Annotated in this window: 20 protein-coding genes, 1 pseudogene and 2 other annotated features; of the genes and pseudogenes, 14 read left to right on the forward strand and 7 right to left on the reverse strand. The window is 36.2% G+C overall.

Annotated elements, in window-relative coordinates; all coding sequences use genetic code 11:
* Positions 1-71: 71 nt before the first annotated feature.
* A complete protein-coding gene (locus JFU18_RS21210; protein WP_201034333.1) occupies positions 72-1,427 on the reverse strand; it encodes an RNA-guided endonuclease TnpB family protein in 1,356 nt (451 codons plus the stop codon).
* Positions 1,428-2,024: 597 nt separating this feature from the next.
* On the opposite strand from JFU18_RS21210, the gene adhE reads away from it, so the two are divergent.
* From adhE to JFU18_RS21255, 9 genes are all read left to right on the forward strand, one after another.
* Positions 2,025-4,628 carry a bifunctional acetaldehyde-CoA/alcohol dehydrogenase gene (gene adhE, locus JFU18_RS21215; RefSeq protein ID WP_201034332.1) on the forward strand — a complete coding sequence of 868 codons (2,604 nt, stop codon included), beginning with the start codon at positions 2,025-2,027 and terminating at the stop codon, positions 4,626-4,628.
* Between the two features lie 126 nt (positions 4,629-4,754).
* Positions 4,755-4,991 (forward strand): YrhC family protein, encoded by a 237-nt coding sequence (locus JFU18_RS21220; protein ID WP_002034123.1) that lies wholly within the window; start codon positions 4,755-4,757, stop codon positions 4,989-4,991.
* A gap of 147 nt (positions 4,992-5,138) precedes the next feature.
* The gene (locus JFU18_RS21225) at positions 5,139-6,086 is read left to right on the forward strand and encodes an ABC transporter substrate-binding protein (RefSeq protein WP_002015260.1); all 948 of its coding nucleotides are present in this window, start codon (positions 5,139-5,141) and stop codon (positions 6,084-6,086) included.
* A 5-nt stretch (positions 6,087-6,091) separates the two neighbouring features.
* On the forward strand, positions 6,092-7,120 hold the full coding sequence (locus tag JFU18_RS21230; RefSeq protein WP_002015259.1) for a FecCD family ABC transporter permease: 1,029 nt from the start codon (positions 6,092-6,094) through the stop codon (positions 7,118-7,120).
* Complete coding sequence (locus tag JFU18_RS21235; RefSeq protein WP_002129193.1) at positions 7,107-7,925, forward strand: ABC transporter ATP-binding protein; 819 nt, start codon at positions 7,107-7,109, stop codon at positions 7,923-7,925. Before JFU18_RS21230 ends, JFU18_RS21235 begins: the two co-directional genes overlap by 14 nt.
* Complete coding sequence (locus tag JFU18_RS21240) at positions 7,892-8,287, forward strand: ankyrin repeat domain-containing protein (protein WP_002129192.1); 396 nt, start codon at positions 7,892-7,894, stop codon at positions 8,285-8,287. The genes JFU18_RS21235 and JFU18_RS21240 overlap by 34 nt, the downstream gene beginning before the upstream one ends.
* A gap of 294 nt (positions 8,288-8,581) precedes the next feature.
* A complete protein-coding gene (locus JFU18_RS21245) occupies positions 8,582-9,109 on the forward strand; it encodes a GNAT family N-acetyltransferase (protein WP_002015253.1) in 528 nt (175 codons plus the stop codon).
* Positions 9,110-9,167: 58 nt separating this feature from the next.
* Entirely contained in the window at positions 9,168-9,626 is a 459-nt protein-coding gene (locus JFU18_RS21250) for a GNAT family N-acetyltransferase (protein ID WP_002015252.1), read from the forward strand.
* A gap of 110 nt (positions 9,627-9,736) precedes the next feature.
* The gene (locus JFU18_RS21255; RefSeq protein ID WP_002015250.1) at positions 9,737-10,114 is read left to right on the forward strand and encodes a hotdog family protein; all 378 of its coding nucleotides are present in this window, start codon (positions 9,737-9,739) and stop codon (positions 10,112-10,114) included.
* A 39-nt stretch (positions 10,115-10,153) separates the two neighbouring features.
* On the opposite strand, the gene JFU18_RS21260 is transcribed toward JFU18_RS21255, so the two are convergent.
* On the reverse strand, positions 10,154-10,699 hold the full coding sequence (locus tag JFU18_RS21260; protein ID WP_002015249.1) for a helix-turn-helix domain-containing protein: 546 nt from the start codon (positions 10,697-10,699) through the stop codon (positions 10,154-10,156).
* A gap of 156 nt (positions 10,700-10,855) precedes the next feature.
* On the opposite strand from JFU18_RS21260, the gene JFU18_RS21265 reads away from it, so the two are divergent.
* Entirely contained in the window at positions 10,856-11,260 is a 405-nt protein-coding gene (locus JFU18_RS21265) for a DoxX family protein (RefSeq protein ID WP_002015248.1), read from the forward strand.
* 21 nt (positions 11,261-11,281) lie between these two features.
* A complete protein-coding gene (locus JFU18_RS21270) occupies positions 11,282-12,139 on the forward strand; it encodes a VOC family protein (protein WP_201034331.1) in 858 nt (285 codons plus the stop codon).
* 16 nt (positions 12,140-12,155) lie between these two features.
* Here JFU18_RS21270 and JFU18_RS21275 read toward each other — a convergent pair whose 3' ends face one another.
* The 3 genes from JFU18_RS21275 to JFU18_RS21285 all read right to left on the reverse strand — a co-directional run bounded on the left by JFU18_RS21275 (position 12,156) and on the right by JFU18_RS21285 (position 17,693).
* The gene (locus JFU18_RS21275; protein WP_002143198.1) at positions 12,156-12,470 is read right to left on the reverse strand and encodes a 4a-hydroxytetrahydrobiopterin dehydratase; all 315 of its coding nucleotides are present in this window, start codon (positions 12,468-12,470) and stop codon (positions 12,156-12,158) included.
* Positions 12,451-14,205, reverse strand: a complete 1,755-nt coding sequence (locus tag JFU18_RS21280) for an aromatic amino acid hydroxylase (RefSeq protein ID WP_201034330.1) — start codon at positions 14,203-14,205, stop codon at positions 12,451-12,453. The genes JFU18_RS21275 and JFU18_RS21280 overlap by 20 nt, the downstream gene beginning before the upstream one ends.
* 162 nt (positions 14,206-14,367) lie before the next feature.
* Positions 14,368-14,595: a binding site (T-box leader), on the reverse strand.
* Between the two features lie 51 nt (positions 14,596-14,646).
* Positions 14,647-14,875, reverse strand: a binding site (T-box leader).
* 70 nt (positions 14,876-14,945) lie between these two features.
* Positions 14,946-17,693, reverse strand: coding sequence for a S8 family peptidase (locus JFU18_RS21285; RefSeq protein WP_201034329.1), 2,748 nt, complete (start codon positions 17,691-17,693; stop codon positions 14,946-14,948).
* Positions 17,694-17,922: 229 nt separating this feature from the next.
* Between JFU18_RS21285 and JFU18_RS21290 the strand changes: the two genes are divergently transcribed.
* Positions 17,923-19,161 carry a TolB family protein gene (locus JFU18_RS21290; protein WP_201034328.1) on the forward strand — a complete coding sequence of 413 codons (1,239 nt, stop codon included), beginning with the start codon at positions 17,923-17,925 and terminating at the stop codon, positions 19,159-19,161.
* 44 nt (positions 19,162-19,205) lie between these two features.
* Here the strand turns inward: JFU18_RS21290 and JFU18_RS21295 are convergent, their stop codons facing one another.
* Both JFU18_RS21295 and JFU18_RS21300 read right to left on the reverse strand, forming a co-directional pair.
* Positions 19,206-19,328 (reverse strand): DUF4023 domain-containing protein, encoded by a 123-nt coding sequence (locus JFU18_RS21295; protein WP_000071861.1) that lies wholly within the window; start codon positions 19,326-19,328, stop codon positions 19,206-19,208.
* A 72-nt stretch (positions 19,329-19,400) separates the two neighbouring features.
* The gene (locus tag JFU18_RS21300) at positions 19,401-19,739 is read right to left on the reverse strand and encodes a hypothetical protein (protein WP_061674802.1); all 339 of its coding nucleotides are present in this window, start codon (positions 19,737-19,739) and stop codon (positions 19,401-19,403) included.
* A gap of 169 nt (positions 19,740-19,908) precedes the next feature.
* On the opposite strand from JFU18_RS21300, the gene JFU18_RS21305 reads away from it, so the two are divergent.
* Together JFU18_RS21305 and JFU18_RS21310 are read left to right on the forward strand one after the other, a co-directional pair.
* Positions 19,909-20,484 (forward strand): histidine phosphatase family protein, encoded by a 576-nt coding sequence (locus tag JFU18_RS21305; protein WP_193662504.1) that lies wholly within the window; start codon positions 19,909-19,911, stop codon positions 20,482-20,484.
* Positions 20,485-20,877, forward strand: a pseudogene (locus JFU18_RS21310) (hypothetical protein); the annotation flags it as partial.
* Positions 20,878-21,086 lie beyond the last annotated feature (209 nt).

A 21,086-nucleotide genomic window follows, 5' to 3' on the forward strand; every position in this document is an offset into this window, starting at 1 on the left:
CCACTCAGATTACCCCGGCGTGTGCTACAAGCCCCGAAAAGTCGAGTACACATGGATGGTTGACACACCCACTAAGCTATGCACGAAGCAACAGCCTTACGTTTTTGCACTTCTAATAGAATTGGCGTTTTCACTTTGAGATTTTCATCTAATTGTACAACTCTTGATTTTTTCAATGTATTCAGCGCACCATTAATATCAGCATGGATACATGTTCCTGTTTTACTTTGGTACAGACCACGAGTGATTCGTTTGCCACTAAAGCGATAATGTGTCCTATCATCCTTAGACCAAACTGGAACCCTATCTTTATCAAGAAAACTAGCTTTTGAAGTATAGCTTTCTTCTTGTTTTAAAAATCGGATGCCTTCTTTTACACATTTATTCTCAATTGCTGCAATCAGTTTATGAAATGGGATTTGCACAAATTTTTGATTATTCTTTTTCCCCATATCAGATTTTTGTTTCCAACCAGCGTTATACCCTACGACAACCGTATCTATGTTGCATGCTTTCACTTTTTTGAACAACAGGCCTACAGTTTGTGAAATGTAACCATTTATTTGTCTTTCTCGTTTATGCCAAAGTGCAGCCATTTTATTCGTTACAATACGTTTTGAAATTCCATTGTCCATATTTTTCTGTTGTAGATTACGTATCATTTTGTTGAAGTATTGGTTAATAGATTTTAATTTTTTCCCATCAATTAAGAATGTATCACCTGTATTTGTTACACAACTTAATAATCTGTCTAAACCTAAATCGCAACTCAAAGCGTTACTAGTAGTCGTGGATTGTTTCTTCATTTGAGAAACGTGCATCTCATATGTATAATGCACCTCAAAGAACCGACCTTTTTGCTTCGGTACAATCTCAATGTAGGAGATTTTTTTATTTCTTAAATTTTTAGGCATACGTATTTTAATGGAACCGAATTTTTTTCTGAATGCAACATTCATCGGAATCATCCAATACCCGTTATCATCCACTTTTGGAACTTGATAGATTTCAATGATTCGTTTGTCAGTTGGACCAGAGTAATTCGGAAACCTAGGACGACCTGCGAATGTTTCAGGTTTTTTCTTCCACTGTTCCAGTGCTTTAAAAAAGCTCTTCACTTCTGTAAATAAGGCTCTACGAATCGCTTGAACAGAGTTTGATTGAATGCCCGAGTAATTCATATCGGCTTGCATAGCAGTGTCCACTTCTTTTACAGTAGCCATTTTATTATGTTTCAAATAACTTTGTTTAATAGTGTACAATCCAACATTTCGCAATGCTTTTGAACTATGTGACATGCGCTGAAGTAAACGGTATTCTTTTGCAGTAAAGCAAGCTCGTCCGATATTTTGTTTTTGAGTGAATCGTTGCAGGTTTTCTCTTTTCTTTAGTTTACGTAATACTTTCACTGCTTTCTTTTTAGCCATTGTTTTCACCACCTTTCTTAGAAGGTTCATTACTTTTAACAAATCAATATTTGGAACTAAACGGAACAAAATGTGAACATGGTCTTCATCGTAATTCCTTTTGGTTCAAGTAACCGAATGATTATTATTATCCAATTTCGTTGTCCTAAGATATATTCCCTCCTTATCTACGACAGATTATATCGTAAGAAAAAAGGAAACAAATATTCGCCCCGGGAAAATTGTTATGACCGAAACAAAAGAGTTTAGCCTACCTTCTGACGGCAATTCATCTCCATCTGAATTGTTGGGTTTCACCCGTAACACAAATTAGATGGAGCCTTCTTGCCGAAAAGGATAAAAAATGCACTGCTAATATAGAGCAGTGCATTTTATTATATTAATTTGTGAAATTTTTCACAAATTAGACATACACAAATGAAATGATTTCATGTATATTGAATTCATGAAATGTTATTCACGAACAAACTTGTGAAATGTTTCACAAATAATGAGATTCATGTAGGACGGTAACTCTATTTTTTTTCGCTAATCGGGACTTGTTATGACCTATAGGGACTTATAAAGACCGTGATAACAGAATAGGAGGAAATTTACATGGTAGTCAAAGAGAAAGTTGTAAATGAAATGCAAGAGGTAAAAGAGATGATTGATACGTTAGTAAATAACGGTCAAGAAGCTTTACAAGCATTAGAAAGTTTTACACAAGAGCAAATTGACAACATTGTTCATGAAATGGCGCTTGCGGGTGTCGATCAACATATGCCGCTTGCGAAATTGGCTGTTGAAGAAACGGGCCGTGGTGTCTATGAAGACAAATGCATAAAAAATATTTTTGCCACTGAATATATTTGGCATAGTATAAAGAAAGATAAAACGGTAGGAATTATTCATGAAGATCCTCATGAAGAAATAATAGAAATCGCAGAACCTGTCGGTGTAGTAGCTGGTGTAACGCCAGTAACGAACCCAACATCGACAACAATGTTTAAAGCATTAATCGCGATAAAAACGAGAAATCCAATTATTTTTGCATTTCATCCTTCTGCACAAAACTGTTCCGTTGCAGCGGCAAAAACAGTATATGATGCAGCAGTGAAAGCTGGTGCACCAAAGCATTGTATTCAATGGATTGAAAGACCTTCTGTGGAAGCAACGAAACAATTAATGAACCATGATGGTGTCGCACTCGTTCTAGCAACTGGAGGGGCTGGTATGGTGAAATCGGCTTATTCTACTGGTAAACCCGCGCTAGGTGTAGGGCCAGGTAATGTACCATGTTATATAGAGAAATCGGCACATGTAAAACGCGCTGTTAATGATTTAATTTTATCGAAAACATTTGATAACGGTATGATTTGTGCGTCAGAACAAGCCATCATTGTAGATAAGGAAATCTATAATGATGTTAAAGCAGAAATGATTGCAAATAATTGTTATTTTGTAACAGAGGAAGAGAGAAAGAAATTAGAAAAGCTTGTTATTAATGAAAATACATGTGCAGTAAATAGTGATATTGTGGGGAAATCAGCACAGTATATTGCTGAATTAGTAGGAATTACTGTACCTGAACATACAAAAATGCTTGTAGCTGAAATTAAAGGCATCGGAGCAGCGTATCCACTATCTCGTGAGAAACTGAGCCCAGTGATAGCTTGTGTAAAAGCAAATTCATTAGAAGAAGGATTTACATATTGCGAAGAAATGTTAGAGCTTGGTGGCCTAGGGCATTCAGCGGTTATCCATTCTACAAATAAAGAAGTACAAAAACAATTTGGGTTACGTATGAAAGCCTGTCGTCTCATTGTAAATGCACCTTCATCACAAGGTGGAATTGGTGATATATATAATGGATTTATTCCATCACTTACGCTTGGTTGTGGCTCCTACGGGAAAAACTCAGTTTCCCAAAACGTAACGGCGACTCATTTATTAAATATAAAAAGGTTGGCAAATAGAAAAAAGAATATGCAGTGGTTCAAATTACCACCCAAAATTTATTTTGAAAAACATGCGACAGCATATTTAGCAAACATGCCTAACATTTCCCGCGCATTTATTGTAACGGATCCAGGGATGGTTGAGCACGGTTATGTAGATACAGTTACGCACTATTTACGTAAGCATGCAAATGATGTGAAAGTTGAAGTTTTCTTTGAAGTTGAGCCAGATCCATCAGATGAAACTGTATTTAAAGGTGCGGACATGATGAAAAGCTTTAAACCAGATGTAATTATCGCGCTTGGTGGCGGTTCAGCTATGGATGCAGCAAAAGGGATGTGGCTATTCTATGAGCACCCAGAAACGACATTCTATGGAATAAAACAGAAGTTTTTGGATATAAGAAAACGTACATGTAAGTATCCGAACTTGGGAAATAAAGCACAATTTGTTGCCATTCCAACAACATCAGGGACGGGATCAGAAGTGACGCCATTTGCGGTTATTACAGATAAGAAAAATAATATTAAATACCCGCTTGCGGATTATGAATTAACACCAGATGTAGCGATTGTTGATCCGCAATTTGTAATGACAGTACCACCTCATGTGACGGCAGATACTGGTATGGACGTATTAACACATGCAATTGAAGCGTATGTGTCTGTTCTGGCAAATGACTATACTGATGGTTTAGCATTAAAAGCAATTGATCTCGTATTTAAATATTTACCGAGAGCATATAAAGATGGAAATGATGAAGAAGCACGAGAAAAAATGCATAATGCTTCCGCAATCGCAGGGATGGCATTTGCAAATGCTTTCCTAGGTATTACTCATAGTTTAGCGCATAAAATTGGACCGGAATTCCATATTCCGCATGGACGTGCGAATGCAATTCTTATGCCGCACGTAGTTCGCTATAATGCTATTAAGCCAAGAAAACACGCATTGTTCCCAAAATATGAGCACTTTGTGGCTGATGAACGCTATGCACATATTGCGAGAATGCTCGGGCTTCCAGCAAGTTCAGCGGCGGAAGGTGTGGAATCACTCGTCCAAGCAATTATTGAGCTTGGAAAAAGCTTAAATATAAATATGAGTATTGCAGGACAAGGAGTTGCTAAAGACCAATTTGAAGGGGTTGTTGGATTATTAGCAGAAAGAGCTTTTGAAGATCAATGTACAACAGCTAATCCAAAATTACCGCTCATTTCAGAGCTGAAAGAAATCTATATGGAAGCATATAAAGGCGTATAATAGATAAAAAAGAGCCGCGAGTAAGCGGCTCTTTTTTACTTTGGAAAACATCTCCCAGATTGGTTCTATTTACTTGTCTTTAAGCTTGATAGAATGTGATAAAGTGAGGATGGGAGTGATAAGCAGATGAAAGAATTACAAGAAAAAATAGCAGATTATACCCGGTTTGCACAAGTACTTTTAGCTATAAGTACGTTTTTAATGATCGGTTTATTAATTCCAAGTGGAATAAAAAGTATGGTACAGTCTTTTGTTATGATGGGGAGTATTATTGTATTTTTAGTTCTTGCTTTTTTCTTCTTTAAGCGTGTTAGAACGATGCGTGATCAATTAGAGGAGAGCGAATATGAAGAAAATTGTTAAATAGGGCGCTACGAAAAGAAGAAATCTTTTTGTAGCGTTTTTTCATTTTTGTAGAAAATGTATGCGTTTCATATTGACAATGATAATCCTTATCAATTAAAGTAGAGTAGTAGTTAATGATTATTATTATCAATTAGAGGTGGAAGAATGAACAAATCTATTACGCTGTTCACAGCGATCTTATCTATTTTTTTCTTATTAATAGGTTGCAGTGCAAAAGAAAACGAAAAAGCATCCGCAACAAAAACAGACAAAGGAACAGACAAAATCGAAATTACCGATCTCTCAGACAGAAAGATAACATTCAATAAAGTTCCTGAAAGTTTTGCTACGTTGAGTATGGGAGACATGGATATTATTCATGCTTTAGGTGGAAAAATAGTAGGTCGTCCTGATACAAAATTAACTCTCCCAGAGGAATTAAAGAAAGCACAAGTAATCGGGAATGCACATCAACCGAATTTTGAGCAAATTGCTAGTTTAAAACCGGATGTACTTGTTGCTAACAATGGATTCCAAAAGAACATTCCAACGGTCGAAGGACAAGGAACAAAAGTAATCATTTCTTCAGCCAACTCTGTAAAAGATATTCAAAAGGGTATTGAAATGTATGGAACAGTAATGAAGAAAGAAGATAAAGCAAAAGAGCTTAACCAAAAAATTAATGATCAAATGAAGAAATATGAGAAAAAGAGTGATGTTAAAGCGTTGCTAGTTTATGGAGCACCAGGCACTTATTTAGCAGCATTACCAACATCTCTATCAGGGGATATTTTAGAAAAAACAGGCGGGAAAAATATCGCAGCTAGTTTTCCAGAAATGAAAGAGTATCCGCAATATGCACAGCTAAGTGTAGAACGTATTATTGAAGCAAATCCAGATGTGATTTATTTAATTACACATGGAGATCCCAATAGTGTGAAAAAAGCATTTGAAGGCGAAATGATGAAAAATGAAGCATGGAAAAATTTAGATGCAGTAAAACAAAATCGTGTAGTTATTTTACCACCAGATTTATTTGGATCAAATCCTGGGACAAAAGTTACAGAAGCGATGGACTTTATGTATAAAAGTATACAAGATGTAAGGAAATGATAAGTATGGAGAGTAGTGAAATAGTAAGAGAAAAGGAACATCCTTTTGCGAGAAAAAGGTGGATAATAACAGTTACTTTAGTCGTATTAACTGTTCTAGGTCTTTTTTATGGCCTTTTTGCAGGGAGCTTATCTTTTTCTTTACGAGACATTATAGAAGGTATACAAGATGAAGGTTCGACAGTTCATCGAATTGTATGGGATCTTCGTATACCGAGAGTGCTCGTTGGTTTTATAGTAGGAACGTGTTTAGCTGCATCAGGAGCATTATTGCAAGGGGTTATGAGAAATCCTCTTGCAGATCCTGGAATTATCGGAGTTTCATCAGGAGCAGGTCTTGTAGCAATTATAATCATGATTTTATTTCCTCAACATATGGCATTCTTACCACTAGGAGCGTTTTTAGGAGCTTTTATTACAGCAATGGTCATTTACGCACTATCATGGCAAAAGGGGGCGCCACCTTCACGAATTGTATTAGTAGGTGTTTCAATAAACGCCTTAATTGGTGCAGCGACTTCGGCGCTAATGTTATTACATAGCGACAAAGTACAATCAGTTTTACCGTGGTTAGCTGGTGGTATTGGTGGTGTTAGTTGGGCACATTTAAATATGATTATTTACTATGCGATATTCGCTATTATATTAGCTTTCTTCGGTATTAAACATATTCGAGTATTAATGCTTGGGGATGAAATGGCAAAATTATTAGGGTATAACGTGGAAAGAAGTCGGTTTTATTTAATAGTAGTAAGTACAATGTTAGCTGGAATAGCAGTTAGTGTTTCTGGTCTTATTGGATTTGTCGGTCTTGTTGTACCGCATATGTTACGTTTATTAGTTGGAAATGACTATAAATATTTACTGCCATTATCATGCCTTGGCGGTGGGATATTACTTGTTTTTGCGGATGCGATAGCTCGAAGTTGGTTCGATCCAATCGAATTGCCTGTTGGTATTTTATTGTCCTTCTTAGGTGGTCCGTTCTTCTTATATTTAATCCATAGAGGAGGAAAACAACGTGATTTCCGTTAACAAAGTGTTTTACGCACATTCTGAAAGATTTCAAATGCAAAATATGAATGTACATATTAAAGCTGGAGAAATCGTTAGTTTAATCGGCCCGAATGGATCGGGGAAATCTACTTTGCTTCGTTTAATAGCACGGCTACTTAAACAAAGCGAAGGAGACATCATTTTAGATGGGGAAAATATTTATACGATGAAGAGTGCAGATGTAGCGAAGCAATTAGCGATGTTACCACAAATGCACGATCATCAATTAGATTTAACAGTGAAAGAACTAATAGAGTTCGGAAGAGGTCCTCATAAATCATGGAGTAGTCGCTTAAATAAAGAAGATGAAGAAATTGTTGATTGGGCATTGTCTGTTACAAAGCTTGAAGGGTATGAATATCGTCTTTTACAATCCTTATCAGGAGGAGAAAGGCAACGTGCTTGGATTGCAATGACGCTTGCACAACGCACAAATGTCTTACTATTAGATGAACCAACAACCTTTTTAGATATCGTCCATCAGTTAGAAGTAATGGAACTTGTTAAACGATTAAACGAAGAGTTTGGTATGACGATTGTAATGGTTTTACATGATATTAATCAAGCGGCTCAATATAGCGATCGTTTACTCGTATTAAAACAAGGGAAGATTCAGTATGATGGCGTACCAGAAGAAGTACTATGTCATCAAATGTTTCAGCGTGTATTTGGAATTGAAGTTGATATATTCCAAGGGAGTGACAAGCCATTTTTTACACCGAAACGAATTTGTGAAAAGGGAGAAGAGAGATGCAAACAGACGAGCGTATTACCACTGAGTTAGTAAGGGAATTTGTTATGGCAGCTCACGGAGATCTAGAAAGAGTACAGGAGCTTTTGGCCGAATCACCGAGCTTACTTCATGCTTCTTATAATTGGGGTGGCTCAGATTGGGAAAGTGCCTTAGGAGCAGCGGCCCATGTAGGCCGTAAAGATATTGCTCTTTATTTACTGGAAAAGGGAGCTCGGATGGATATTTTTGCAGCAGCTATGCTGGGTGAACTTGAAGTCGTACAAGCCATTTTAGTAGCACAACCAGAAGCATTACGTGCATCTGGCCCACATGGCATCTCTCTTCTTCAACATGCACGAATGGGTGGAGAAAAAGCTCAGCGTGTATTTGAGTACTTAACAGTGCTTTCTTAATGACCGCAAAGTTCTTATGTGCGGTAAACTTTCCACTCAAAGGATTGGAAGGTTTACCGCCCGTTAGAACGGGATAAGTATCTAGTATATTTGAAAATCCTACACCCCCTCAATTGTAGTTTTCTTTATACTAGTTATGATATGGATGCAGTAGACACTCTTTTGTCTACTGCTTTTTTTTGATATAATACACTTTTATAAGATTGAATTTTCTTTATTTTTGGTAACTTTCTTGATATGAATTATTCAACACTTACGTAGTTTGAAATATGTTGTTATGTAATGAGGTTCAAAATGATGGGAGTGAATAAAAGAGTGTTCCATACAGATCGCTTACAATTTCGCAAATATACAATGGATGATTTACCATTTTATGCTTCTTTATGGGGGGATGAGAAGGTAATGCGCTATATTGGAAATGGAACGTTAAAAACATTTATGCAATGTAAAAAAAGTTTGGAGGAGAGGGTACTTCCAAATTATAAAAATGGTCTCGGTTTATTTGTAATGATTGAAAAGGAAACAGGGATAAGAATTGGTCATGCAGGACTTGTCAAGCAGAAGGTAGATGGAAAAGAGGAAATTGAGATTGGCTATTGGCTACTTCCTAAGTATTGGGGGAAAGGGTATGCGAAAGAGGCTGCGGCGGCATTTCGAGACTATGGTTTTCAAGCATTACAAATGAATAAATTAATTTCACTTATTAATCCGAACCACCCAGCTTCAATATTTGTTGCTAGAAAAACAGGGCTTAGTTATGAGAAAACAACTTCATTTCATGAGATGGATGTTCTCGTTTATTCCATTAAGCGGGTTGGATGAAAAAAGGTGAATTGCATTTTTTGGAGAATGGTATATAAAAAATAAAGGGAGGGATTACATGTATATTTATCATAATGGACTAATTATTCGTGAAGGAACGAATGGAGTGCCAGCATATGCGATTAAGACATTATTTGAAGATGCTGGCTGGAGTAATGATAATATCCCTTCTTGGCAAATTGAAAAGTTTACGATTGCATTTGAAAATTCAACATGGGCTTTCACAATTTGGGATGAAGAAGAAATGGTCGCGATGGTTAGAGTTATTTCTGATCAAATCATGGTTGCTAACATAGTAAATTTAGTTGTGAAGTGTGAGTATAGGGGGAAAGGGTTAGGTAAGAAACTTGTAGCTCTTTGTTTACAAAAGCTTCCGCATGGCGATTGGTTTGCGCATACGTCCGCTAACAATTTTGATTTTTATAGAAGTTGTGATTTTGAAGTAAGAGAGTTATCAAGAAATGGAACATGTGCGTACTATGGGTATCAAGTGGCAAAAAAGGAAGGGCATCGATAACTTATAAGGTAATAAAGAAAAAGGATTGCTATTTTAATAATATAAACTGAACTGAGACTCATTTTGTGATAAAATAAAAGAAAATTCAGTTTATTAAACGGGGGATAAAAATGAATGTAAAAGTTGGGGATATATTTAAATACGAAAGAAGATTTACCGAGGAAGAAGTTTTTGAATTTGCAAATATTACAGGCGATAAAGGTAGACATCATATGGAATATGATGAGAATGGACGATTAATGGTCCATGGTTTATTGACTGCTAGCATTGGGACGAAAGTAGGCGAAGAGTTACATTACATAGCGAGGGAATTAGTAAGTGAGTTTATTAGACCAGTTTTTACAGGGGATACGGTTACTTGTGAATTAACTTTAACAAATATTGAGCAAATGGAAGGATATAAAAAAGTTTCAATTGAGTCAGTTTATCGCAATCAACATGAAAAGACCGTACTAGTTGGGACGAGTTATGGAATTATAAGGGAATAAAAAAGAAGCCTGTTACGAAACAGGCTTCTTTTTTATCGTTTAGTAAACACGTTTTCGATTTTCCGCATGACTAGAGATAAGTAATAATGCAGATTCTTCACCTATATTGCGAACAATATGAGGAACGCATGCATTCCAAGAGAAAGAATCACCTTCTTCTACAATCGCAATATCTTCTCCATGTTGAACTTCTAGTTTTCCGCGTAATACAAGATGACACTCTTCACCTTCATGAGCATTTGGTGAGTTTTCTTTCGGGAATCCGGCAGAAATTTCTACTAGAGATAGGCGGAGACCACCTTGCTCCGCAACATGTTCAATTCTTTGTTCATCTTTTCCATACACACTGTATTTACGCTCTTCTTTTTTTACAATTTTCAAACGATCTTTTTGTTCTAACAATAAATATGGAAGGGGAACATTTAAAAAATTAGCGATCATTTCTAAAGTTGAGATAGATGGTGATGTTTTATTGTTTTCAACCTGACTCATAAAGCCTTTAGAAAGACCTGTTCCTTCACAAATTTGGGCAATCGTAATTCCTCTACGTTGACGAATTTCACGAATCGCAGAACCGATATTCATAAAATCATGCTCCTTTTTGTAAACAACTATTTGTATCATAGCAAAAAAAAAATATTTTTTCTCATGAAAAATGAATTGACGAATAAAAATAATTAGTGTATGTTTTGTAATGTAAATAAAAGTTTTGTATAACAAAACTATAAAGGAGAGAAAGAAATGAATCAACATATTGGTAACTTAATTATTCGTATCGTGTTAGGGGTAACGTTCTTTATGCACGGTTTAACAAAATTCCAATCAGGAATTGACAATATTGCAGGGTGGTTTACAAGCATTGGTTTACCAGGAGGACTTGCATACGGTGTAGCAACAGTTGAATTAGTTGGAGGTCTATTGTTAATTCTAGGTTTAGGCGTAAGGTATATTGGCTTATTATTTGCACTTGTTATGGTTGGAGCGATTGTGAAAGTAAAATGGTCAGCTGGTTTGTTAGGAGACGGGAAAAATCCTGGATTTGAGTTAGAACTTGCATTATTAGCGATGGGTGCTTACTTATTTGTTGCGAAAGCTAATGGTTTTGTAGATAATTTCTTAAAAGAGAAAATGTTAAAGAAGAATTAATTAAAATGGGGGTATAACAAAATGGGCTTTCCACTTCATCCCGAAACAACACTTGGGGTTGTTCATTTATATGTATCAAATTTAAAGAAATCGCTAAAGTTTTATACAGAAGTATTGCGTATGAAGGTACTGGAAGAAAAAAGTACAATCGTTACGTTTGGTAATGAGGACAATGAGCCACTTCTCATAATAGAAGAAAAGGAAGACGCTCTTCCGAAGCAAAGAGGTCGAACTGGTTTATATCACTATGCAATTTTATTACCAAACAGACAAGACTTAGCAAATATTCTTCGTCATTTTGTTGAGAGAGTACACCCATTACATGGTGGGGCTGACCATTACTTTAGTGAAGCTCTTTATTTAGCTGATCCAGATGGAAACGGGATTGAAATTTATCATGATCGCCAAAAAGAAGTTTGGCATGATGAAAATGGAGAGTTACCATTTGTTAGTAACCCGTTAGACGGCGAAGGATTATTACAGCAAGGAAGTACATGGAATGGGTTCCCGGTTGGTACTGTGATGGGACACATTCATTTACATGTAGCTGACTTAGAAGAAGCGAAACGTTTCTATGTTGATGGCCTTGGTTTTGATGTAACGATTCCAGCTCGTAATGGAGCGTTGTTCGTATCAGCAGGTGGTTATCATCACCATATCGGTTTAAATACATGGCAGGGTGAAGGTATACCACCACAAATGCCAAATTCCGTTGGTTTGAAATATTTCACAATTGTACTAGCAGATGAAAAACAAAAAGAGCAAGTGTGTGAAAGTTTAAAATATATTGGCGTAGTTGCTACGTATAAAGATGGAATATTACAGGCCAAGGATCCGTTTGGACATTGTATACATTTTAAAGTGAAAGGAGAAGCCTAAAAAGGCTTCTCTTTTTTCACTTTCTTATAATAGCTTTTTCATTTTGTAAAAATAGGTCATCAAATTGCTTTGCAAGGTCAAAATCTAGTTTTGTTAAACCTTTTGCATTCCATGATGACAAAGTAATAATGACTGCTTTATACTGGATAAGGATAAATGGGTGGTGATTATGTTCTTCTGATAGTTTGGCGGCTTCAGAGACAAATTCGACTCCTTTTAAGTAGTCGGAAAACATATATTTTCTTTCAATCCATTTTTCATCTTTCACTGTCCATTTATCCAGCTTTGTTAATTCCTCTTGTACTTCTTCATTAGTTAATCGTAGCATCATTTTTCACATCCTTTACCTGCAGTAACGCAAGACCATTGTTAATAAGACGTGTTACAGATTCTTCAGTTGTGAAAGTAGAAAGTTGTTGTAATAATGCTGCTGATGCTTCGTGACCTTTGTTATGTTCTAAAAGCAATTCTAAAATTTCAAGACGAAGCAACCATTCTTTCGGATAAAATTTATTTAATACTTCTTGAATAGCTATTAATTGATCAGTATGAGTATCGTGTAAAATACTATCGTTACGTATATCTCGAACTGTTTGATACATACGTTCAAGCTTATTCAGTACAAGTGGATCAGGCGTTTCTTGTACTTCTTCATTCATCGGGAAAAATGCAGCCGCATCTGCCGCTCCTGGGAATACAGAAGTGATTTGTGAGCCGACAGCCATATCAAATGCTCCCCATGAAGGATCAAATAATAAGCGATCTTTATGAGTAACTGCACAATTTATAAAGGAGATAAGAGCAGTTTTTTTATCATTCTTTACAATGTCTGTTACTGTTCCTTTTACATGAATGCCACTTGCAAAAGTAAACTCTGCACTGCTTCCAATTGTAATGCCTAATGATTGTAATTGTTCTTCTGTACAATTTTCTAATGCAATATCTCCATCTAGTAATCCGATTGGTGTCCCGAATCCATCGCTGTGCACAGATGTAGAATGATTTGCTAGTTGTTTATTATGAATTGCTAATGCAGTTGGTGAGCTTGTTCGTGTGTAAATAACTTCACCAGTACCATTTTTAATTGTCTCTGTAAATGTACCCGTAATTTGTAATCCACTACTTAGCTCAGTTGTAGCATGATTTTCGGAGCGGATTGCTTTTTCTAATCCTTCTGTTCCACCTGTTTTAAATGCCATCGTTGTAGAGAACTGCTCAAGGGCCTCAGTCAATTCTTCAAATGATTCACAAACAAATAGCTGTGGTTGCATTTTTGTTACATCATAAGTTGTCCCGGTGCAAGCTTCAATTGAGAATGGGACTTTCTTTACAGCGTTTGTTAAGCAATGCTTACTTTCACCGACAGAGGAAAGGAGACCAGCACCGTAAATTTTCGGATCATTTATATTGCCGATTAAGCCGTATTCCACTGTCCACCAGAATAAACGTGAAATTTGTTCTGCTTCTGATAAACCAGAAACTAAGTTTTGTTTTTCGATTACAGCATTTTCAGCAACTGCAACTTCTTCAGGTGTAGAAGTAGGGCTTTCTTTTACGATCGTTAATGTACGAACGGCTTCAAAAGCATCATGTTCTTCTTTTGTGGAGAAAGCTTTCGCTCCAATTTGTCCAAAGCGTTTCACATATTTTGCATATGTAGAATCAAGCAAAATCGGTGCGTGGCCTGCAGCTTCATGAACGATATCAGGAGCGGGTGTATACTCGATATTTTCTACTTTACGAATATCTGTTGCGATTGGTAGTAATCCATGACCTTGAAAATCGAAGAATGCGACGCCGGGAATAAGTCCGTCAATCGTTACGGCACCCCAGCCGCTTGGTGCTAAACAGTCATTCATTTCTTCTACTTTTGGAATTGCATCTATATTAATACCAGATGATTGTAGTCCGTTAACATAGGATGGATGAGCAACATCTTTTAAGAAGCTATGGTTTTGTCTCATAATGTAACGCCAAACAGCGTGATTCACCGGTGTGTATTGATCATAATGCTGTGTGGATACGAATGGTTTTAAATGTGATGGAATTTCTTTTTTCTTTGTCATTTAGACGTCCTCCTTTTTCTCTATAAAAATGAATACCAGTTTTGTATAGCTTGTACCACCTCCTTTCAGAATTGTAAGCGCTTATAAAATTTTATCATAACATTCGAAATTCTTTAACAACTGTTTGCGTGAGAAATAGAAAAATCCCCTATCGGAAAATCCGATAGGGGCGAAAAAATCGCGGTACCACCCTATTTGTAAGTGGAAATATACTTACATCTCAACTAATGATAACGGAAAAATCCCGTCTTTTCCTTCATGCATAAAAGCACTACGAAAAAGAAGCTCCAGAATTGTAATTCGTACTTATATATGTGCTAATTCCCACCGACCATTAGCTCTCTGAAACAGGGATACAAGATACTACTGCGATTCTTTCAACGCGTATATATGAAGTTATTTAAAAGGGAAGGACGCAAAAAAGCCCCTATCGGAAAATCCGATAGGGACGATAAAAATCGCGGTACCACCCTATTTGTAAACAATTAATTGTTTACCACTTACTTTAAGATAACGGAAAGATCCGTCTTTCTCTTCATGCATAAAAAGCATTACGGGAAAGAAGCTCCAGAATTGTAATTCACGCTTGTATATGTACTGATTCGCACCAACCATCAGTTCTCTGAGACAGGGATATAAGTCGCTACTAGTATTCCTTCAAAGCCGATATATAATTCGTTCAACTAAACTATGTTTTGTATTATAAAACTATATTTAAAAGCTTGTCAACAATAATTTTATTATCTCACTTCTAAATCGACGTTTAAATTAGACTTATTTCCAGCTGCATCGGTTGCTACAATATGAATTGTATTCTTTCCTTGTTGTAATTGATTACGATCGAAATAAATTTCATAGTTTTTCTCCCAATGGTTCAGGAATGCGTTCTCCCATACGCCATTTCCATTAATTTCATACTGTATCGTTACGGGATGTCCTGGAGCAACCCATCCGGATTCCGTCATCCAATCTAAAAGTATATCATCTACTTTCCCTCTAATTATGAGGTTTTCTTGATCTACTTCAGACGATAATTTCGGTGCAGTGCGATCGACAAACACAGCTCCTGTTTGCTTTGTTTCTCCACCAGAGTTAGAAGCAACAGCTTCGATTTGGTATAAGCCATCAGGTAGAGGAGATCCGTCAGTTTTCGTACCATTCCATTTGAAAGATTTATAACCAGGTGTTTCGTTTTTTCCTTGATGTATCATGCCTTGATATGTTACACGTTCTTTCGTAATTAAATTAGCGTGAAACGTTACATCCTCAACTGGTGTAACTAAATAGTAATTAATCAGGTTGTCATCTAGTATTTTGTCATTATTTGGACTGAAAGTAGAATTAACGATTTCAAGACCATCAATACGTTTGTATTCTTTTGGATCGATGCTAAACGTAAATGGAATACGCATTTCTTCAGTCTTACCTTGCTCTTTCACATATAGATTTCCCGTATATACACCTTGTGGTAAGGAGCTATCTACAGTAATAGTAAAAGGCTTTTCGATGTTACTATTAGGTTTCACACTAATAGAAGAAGAGAAAGAAGTCTGGACTTTTGTTTTTGTATCTAGTAATTCAATGCGAGTTGAAAAGTTTTTCTTTTTGTTAGAAAGATTTTGTAACGTAATATTTTGTGTTAACTTCACTTTGCCGCTATTTGGTTTAATAAGACCGAAACTTACATTGTTAGGTTTCACTAATGCATCTGTTTGGGCTGCTTTTGGAATGTTAATTAAACCAGATCCTTGTGCCATGACAGGATATGCATTTTCATTGACATCCTTTAATGCTTTTGCAGTGTTGGCAAGAGCTGCTTTCAATTGTTCTGTCGTCCAATCAGGATGCATTTGACGCAGCAGGGCAACGGCTCCCGCTACTTGTGGCGCAGCCATACTTGTTCCGTCGTGAGATTCATAGCCACCTCTCGGCACTGTACTAGTAATTTTCACTCCAGGTGCAACTATATCAGGTTTTATAAGCCAACTACCTTGTGATGGTCCTCTTGAACTAAAGTTACCAATAAGTTCTGTTTGCTTTGGTTGTCCAATTTTTATATTTTTCTTTCGTTTTGTAATTAAAGTTTTTAACTCTTCGCCATTTGTATTTGATAGTTGCATAACTGGAAGAGCTACATCTTCACGTGCAAAATATTCGGGCATAATATTAATTTCTTTTTCGTTAGAAATTAGTAGCACGCCAAGAGCACCAGCTTGTTTCGCTTGTTCTGCTTTTACTAACGTGCTTGAAGTTCCTTGTAAAACAAGGGCGAACTTACCTTTCACATCTTGTTTAGCGTAATCACTTGAATTACCGTAGCCAACATATATAAGCTGAGCATCGTTGCCTACTTGGAAATCTGATTTTGATAACGGTAATCCTTGGTAAGATTTATTGGAACCAGCTACTTGGAATGTTGGAAATGGAATAGATACAGTAGATGCACCAACAGAGATGACACTACTTGCGTTACCAGGAGCGTCAACAGACCAAGGTTTTGGTCCATCATTTCCATTTGAGACGACTGCAGTAACACCAAGTTTTGCTGCGCGTTCTAACGTCATTGTTACAGGTTGATCAGGTACATTCAAATCTTGACCAAGAGATAGATTTAAAACATCGGCACCATCTTGAATAGCGCGCTCAATACCTTGAATAATATCTTCGGTCGTACCAGTACCACCATCATTCATGACACGGTAAGCAAGTATAGAAGCATTCGGAGCAATCCCCTTTATTTTTCCGTTACCAGCAATAATTCCTGCAACATGGGTACCGTGAACGTTTCCATCCATCGGATCATTATCCTCATCGACTGTATCATAGCCACCGATATAATTTGCTTGTAAATCAGGATGGGTATAGTCGACACCTGAATCGATAATAGCGACTTTCATCCCTTTTCCATCAAGGGATTTGCCAGTCGGATCTTTTAAATTCCAAGCTTCAGGTGCACCAACTGTAGGGCCTCCAACGTTTGGTGTTTCTTGATCTGCTAGGCTTTTTGACGTTTCATGTAATTTATATGTTAAGTTCGGATAAATTGCTTTTACTTCAGGTAAAGAAGCTAGAGCGGCAATTTGATCCCCTGGGATAGAAATAGAAAATCCAGAAAATAACGTACTATACGTTTCTTTTATGGTTGCCTTCGGTGCTTTTTCTTTTATTTTCTTTGTTGTATCCTCTTGTGCTTTTTTTAGTTGTGCATGGTATGATTGCACATTGCTATTTTGTAGGTCCGGAGCATGTTGAATGTTACTTTGTGAAGCGAGTGGAGCATGTTGCAATTCTACAATAACTGAAATTTCTTTTGATGTTTTTGTTTCAACATTTTGCGCGATTTTGTTTTCTCCCCATTGTTCAATATTTGCTTTTAACTGTGGGCTAAATTGCTTCTCTTTTTGCAGTGATTCAGCATGGGCGCTTAATGCTCCAAAGTTCGAAAAGACGAGCGCCATACTTAATAGTGTTGATGTAGTTTTCTTCATTGAAACTCCCCCTAACAAAAAGTGCCAATTTCCCGAAAATAAATATTGCATTTTTATCGTTAATTATAGGAACGGATGTTGGCTAAACTATACATTCGACATAATTCATACCAAACCTCTTTGAATTAAAAATTTCTTGGGAAATTTTTTGGAATTATGTCGAATGGATAATATTTGCATATAGTAAGCGGAATATGAGGAATGCTAAAGGGGGAAATGGGGGTGCTATATGAAAAGGTTTATAGTAAGTGGAATCATGATTTTGTTCCTTTTTTTCTGTTCAAGTTCTATTACTAGCGCAGAAAACAATGGAGTAAAAGTTGCCTTTATTCGTAATCATAATCTATGGATTAAAGTCGGTGAAAAAGAAAAACAAATTACAAAAGGAGAGTACATAACAGGGCCGAAATGGTCACACAATGGAGAATGGCTTGCATATGCAAAAGGAAAGAAGCGAAATCACTTTGAACTGTATCGGCTGAAAGATGGAAAGAAAGTTACGCCATCTCAATCAGAAGCATCGAATTATCAATGGTCACCAACAGAGAATATAATTGCATTTGTATTTGCACGCACATTAAATACATTTGATGCTGAAAAAAAGAAAGCAGATTTTGAAAACGTAGCTAATGGTGTAGGTGACTATGCATGGTATCCTGATGGTAAGAAGTTTCTTGTATCATCAGAAGCGTACTTGCTTCCAACAGGATGGACAGGTGCTCAGTTATATGAAATACAAAAGGATGCAAATATGAATCCTCATAAGATGAAACATTTATATGCACTACCGAATGAGCATGATGACTTTTTAGCATTAGTTGGAAGTGGATTTAAGTGGTCGCCAGATCAAAAATGGATTTCGTTTTTGGCAGTACCAACAGCTTCTTTGTCAGCTGATGGTAATACCCTTTGCTTAATTCGAGCAGAGGGCAGTCGTTTTGAAACAGTAGATCAAATGTTATTAAACACACAATGGTTCAAATGGGCGCCATCAAAGAATATATTAGCCTATATTGAAGGAAGCGGGAGAGTGGCTTTAGAGAATAAGCATTTAAAAATAAAAGAATTGCCGGTTCTCCAGCAAAATACATTTACTCCAAAAGGCTATGTTGATTGGGATTTCACATGGAAGAACGATAATGTAATTATCGTTTCAAGGGCAAAGGAAGCAGAGCTATCGGTCCCTCTAGAAAAAAGACCACTACCATCTTTATATGAAATAAATAGTACAACAGATGAACAACATCAAATTACAAAGCCATCCAATAGCAAAGGCGATTATAACCCTATTTTTAGTAAGAAAAGCAACCAATTAATGTGGCTCCGTTCAAATCGTAAGAAAGCTGATGTATGGTTTGCTCATAGCGATGGAAAACATGAAAAGAAGTGGATTGAAAATATAGATGTGCCAGAGTGGTATTATGAGAAATGGAATTGGAAAGATGTCGTTTCGGTTAAAGACGAGTAAAAAAAACCTGCCTAAAATATAATTTTTAGGCAGGTTTTTCAATGTTATTTATGTGTTTTATTTGGCTTTTTTTTCGCAGGGTTTCCGTTCCCTTGGCGCTTTCTATTTTGTTCATCTTTTGCTTGTTTTTCATGTAATGTATCTAAAAAGTCATTTGAGTTACTCATTTTTATATCTCTCCTTTTTTCATTGCGTCCTAGTTACTATAACCATTTAGGAGGATAATCATGAGATAAAAGTTAAGCGCTTAGTTTTCTTCGGTAGTATACGTAAAATATGCCATATGTAATGAATAACATAAGTAAAACTTGTAACTCTACATTTTCTTTTAAAATAGTTGCGACAGAAGATGGTAAGTAAGGTGATGTATCGCTCGTTCCTAAACTTAACCATTTGTTTAAGAGGTTCATGATACAAAATATGAAAACACCAGACCAGCTTGCGATAATTGCTTTTTGTTTAATTTTTGTTTCACGCTCATCATCTGTAATCCAAGGATTAGCAGTTTTATCACTATTAAAAAAGCCATTTATGTATCCCCATATGATCATTCCCATAAAGACGATAATCCATTTCATATTTGTAATCCTCCTCTTCTTGTAAAAAGTATTTTACATATATGATTGTAATATTTTTCAAATGTTGGTGTCAAACACTTTTTACATTCTACTTTTTAAAATAGCAGGAGTAAAGAAAAAAATAGGGAAGAAATATGTGAGACCATTTTCTAGTGAGAGGAAGAGGAGAATGAAACTTATTTTTGTTCGGCATGGTGAAGGTGAACATACGAAAGATTTACCATTAAGTTTACAAGCAGTGAATCCGCCATTGACGGGCGTGGGAAATAAGCAGGCTGAATTGCTTCAGTGCGATGTACCATTACAAGAAAAGGATATATTAATCGCTAGTCCTACACTTCGAACTTTACAAACTGCGACAATATGGAGTGCGGAAGTTGCTTGTCAAAAAATTGTTCACCCATATATATCCCCACGTATTTTTCCTTATCGGGAATCCGCCAAAACATTACCGTGCGATCAATTGTTAGATCGAAAGATAATACAAAATTTATTTCCACATTTTTCATTAGAAGAAAGTAGAAATGAATTGTTATGGAATGAGGGAGTCAATATCATCTCGGAGATGGAATTTCAGCAAATAGTAGATGAATTTCTGCACTGGTGCTATCAGTTAAAAGCAGAAAAAATTTGTATCGTTGCACACGATGGAACAATTACAGCGTATAGGCAATATTTACAGAAAGTCGCTTTAACTAGAGCTGATTTTTTGAAAGAAACGGGTATATATGAAATGGACTTATAGGAGAGAAAATTTGTAATGGAAGAGTTAGGAGAAGATGTGTACGACTTAAATGGGCCGGGAGTATACTTTAGCGTAGCAGAAATTAAGTAATATGCAAAATTGCATATTACACATATTGTAAATGGTTGGTATAAGTTTGGGGAGTTGAAACTAGTAGAATCCTTTTTACATAGTGGTGTAAAATCATATGTTGGATTGATAGATTATGTAGATGGAAATGTAGCACTTATGTTTACAATACGCCTATTTTACGGGTTTATTAACCATGACAAAACGTTAGAAGAAGTTGTTCGAGAAGCGAGATTAACCGATGAGGAGACATGTACATTTCGAGTATATAAACAATATGAAACGAATTTATTCTATATTCGAATGAATGCGTTTCACATTTAACTCACAGTTTTTTTACATTTTTTTCAATGAAAATGATTATCACCTGTGGTATGATATGTTCAAGTTTTTACAGGTAATAAAAGTTACTATATAAACGTTAGTATGTAATGTTTTTTATGTATGTCACAAATTATTCACGATTAACGTTTTAAAAGTAAGTAACTAATGTTATTATATTATCTGTAACTGATTTAATTACAACTTTAGGA

It is taken from the genome of Bacillus sp. TH22 (genome assembly GCF_016651015.1).
Lineage (GTDB): Bacteria > Bacillota > Bacilli > Bacillales > Bacillaceae_G > Bacillus_A > Bacillus_A mycoides.

Excerpts from the sequence above, each read along its gene's own strand:
- JFU18_RS21210 (WP_201034333.1), bottom strand. The coding sequence starts at position 1,427 with ATGGCTAAAAAGAAAGCAGTGAAAGTATTACGTAAACTAAAGAAAAGA.
- adhE (WP_201034332.1), top strand. The coding sequence starts at position 2,025 with ATGGTAGTCAAAGAGAAAGTTGTAAATGAAATGCAAGAGGTAAAAGAG.
- JFU18_RS21220 (WP_002034123.1), top strand. The coding sequence starts at position 4,755 with ATGAAAGAATTACAAGAAAAAATAGCAGATTATACCCGGTTTGCACAA.
- JFU18_RS21225 (WP_002015260.1), top strand. The coding sequence starts at position 5,139 with ATGAACAAATCTATTACGCTGTTCACAGCGATCTTATCTATTTTTTTC.
- JFU18_RS21230 (WP_002015259.1), top strand. The coding sequence starts at position 6,092 with ATGGAGAGTAGTGAAATAGTAAGAGAAAAGGAACATCCTTTTGCGAGA.
- JFU18_RS21240 (WP_002129192.1), top strand. The coding sequence starts at position 7,892 with ATGCAAACAGACGAGCGTATTACCACTGAGTTAGTAAGGGAATTTGTT.
- JFU18_RS21245 (WP_002015253.1), top strand. The coding sequence starts at position 8,582 with ATGATGGGAGTGAATAAAAGAGTGTTCCATACAGATCGCTTACAATTT.
- JFU18_RS21250 (WP_002015252.1), top strand. The coding sequence starts at position 9,168 with ATGTATATTTATCATAATGGACTAATTATTCGTGAAGGAACGAATGGA.
- JFU18_RS21255 (WP_002015250.1), top strand. The coding sequence starts at position 9,737 with ATGAATGTAAAAGTTGGGGATATATTTAAATACGAAAGAAGATTTACC.
- JFU18_RS21260 (WP_002015249.1), bottom strand. The coding sequence starts at position 10,699 with ATGAATATCGGTTCTGCGATTCGTGAAATTCGTCAACGTAGAGGAATT.
- JFU18_RS21265 (WP_002015248.1), top strand. The coding sequence starts at position 10,856 with ATGAATCAACATATTGGTAACTTAATTATTCGTATCGTGTTAGGGGTA.
- JFU18_RS21270 (WP_201034331.1), top strand. The coding sequence starts at position 11,282 with ATGGGCTTTCCACTTCATCCCGAAACAACACTTGGGGTTGTTCATTTA.
- JFU18_RS21275 (WP_002143198.1), bottom strand. The coding sequence starts at position 12,470 with ATGATGCTACGATTAACTAATGAAGAAGTACAAGAGGAATTAACAAAG.
- JFU18_RS21280 (WP_201034330.1), bottom strand. The coding sequence starts at position 14,205 with ATGACAAAGAAAAAAGAAATTCCATCACATTTAAAACCATTCGTATCC.
- JFU18_RS21285 (WP_201034329.1), bottom strand. The coding sequence starts at position 17,693 with ATGAAGAAAACTACATCAACACTATTAAGTATGGCGCTCGTCTTTTCG.
- JFU18_RS21290 (WP_201034328.1), top strand. The coding sequence starts at position 17,923 with ATGAAAAGGTTTATAGTAAGTGGAATCATGATTTTGTTCCTTTTTTTC.
- JFU18_RS21295 (WP_000071861.1), bottom strand. The coding sequence starts at position 19,328 with ATGAGTAACTCAAATGACTTTTTAGATACATTACATGAAAAACAAGCA.
- JFU18_RS21300 (WP_061674802.1), bottom strand. The coding sequence starts at position 19,739 with ATGAAATGGATTATCGTCTTTATGGGAATGATCATATGGGGATACATA.
- JFU18_RS21305 (WP_193662504.1), top strand. The coding sequence starts at position 19,909 with ATGAAACTTATTTTTGTTCGGCATGGTGAAGGTGAACATACGAAAGAT.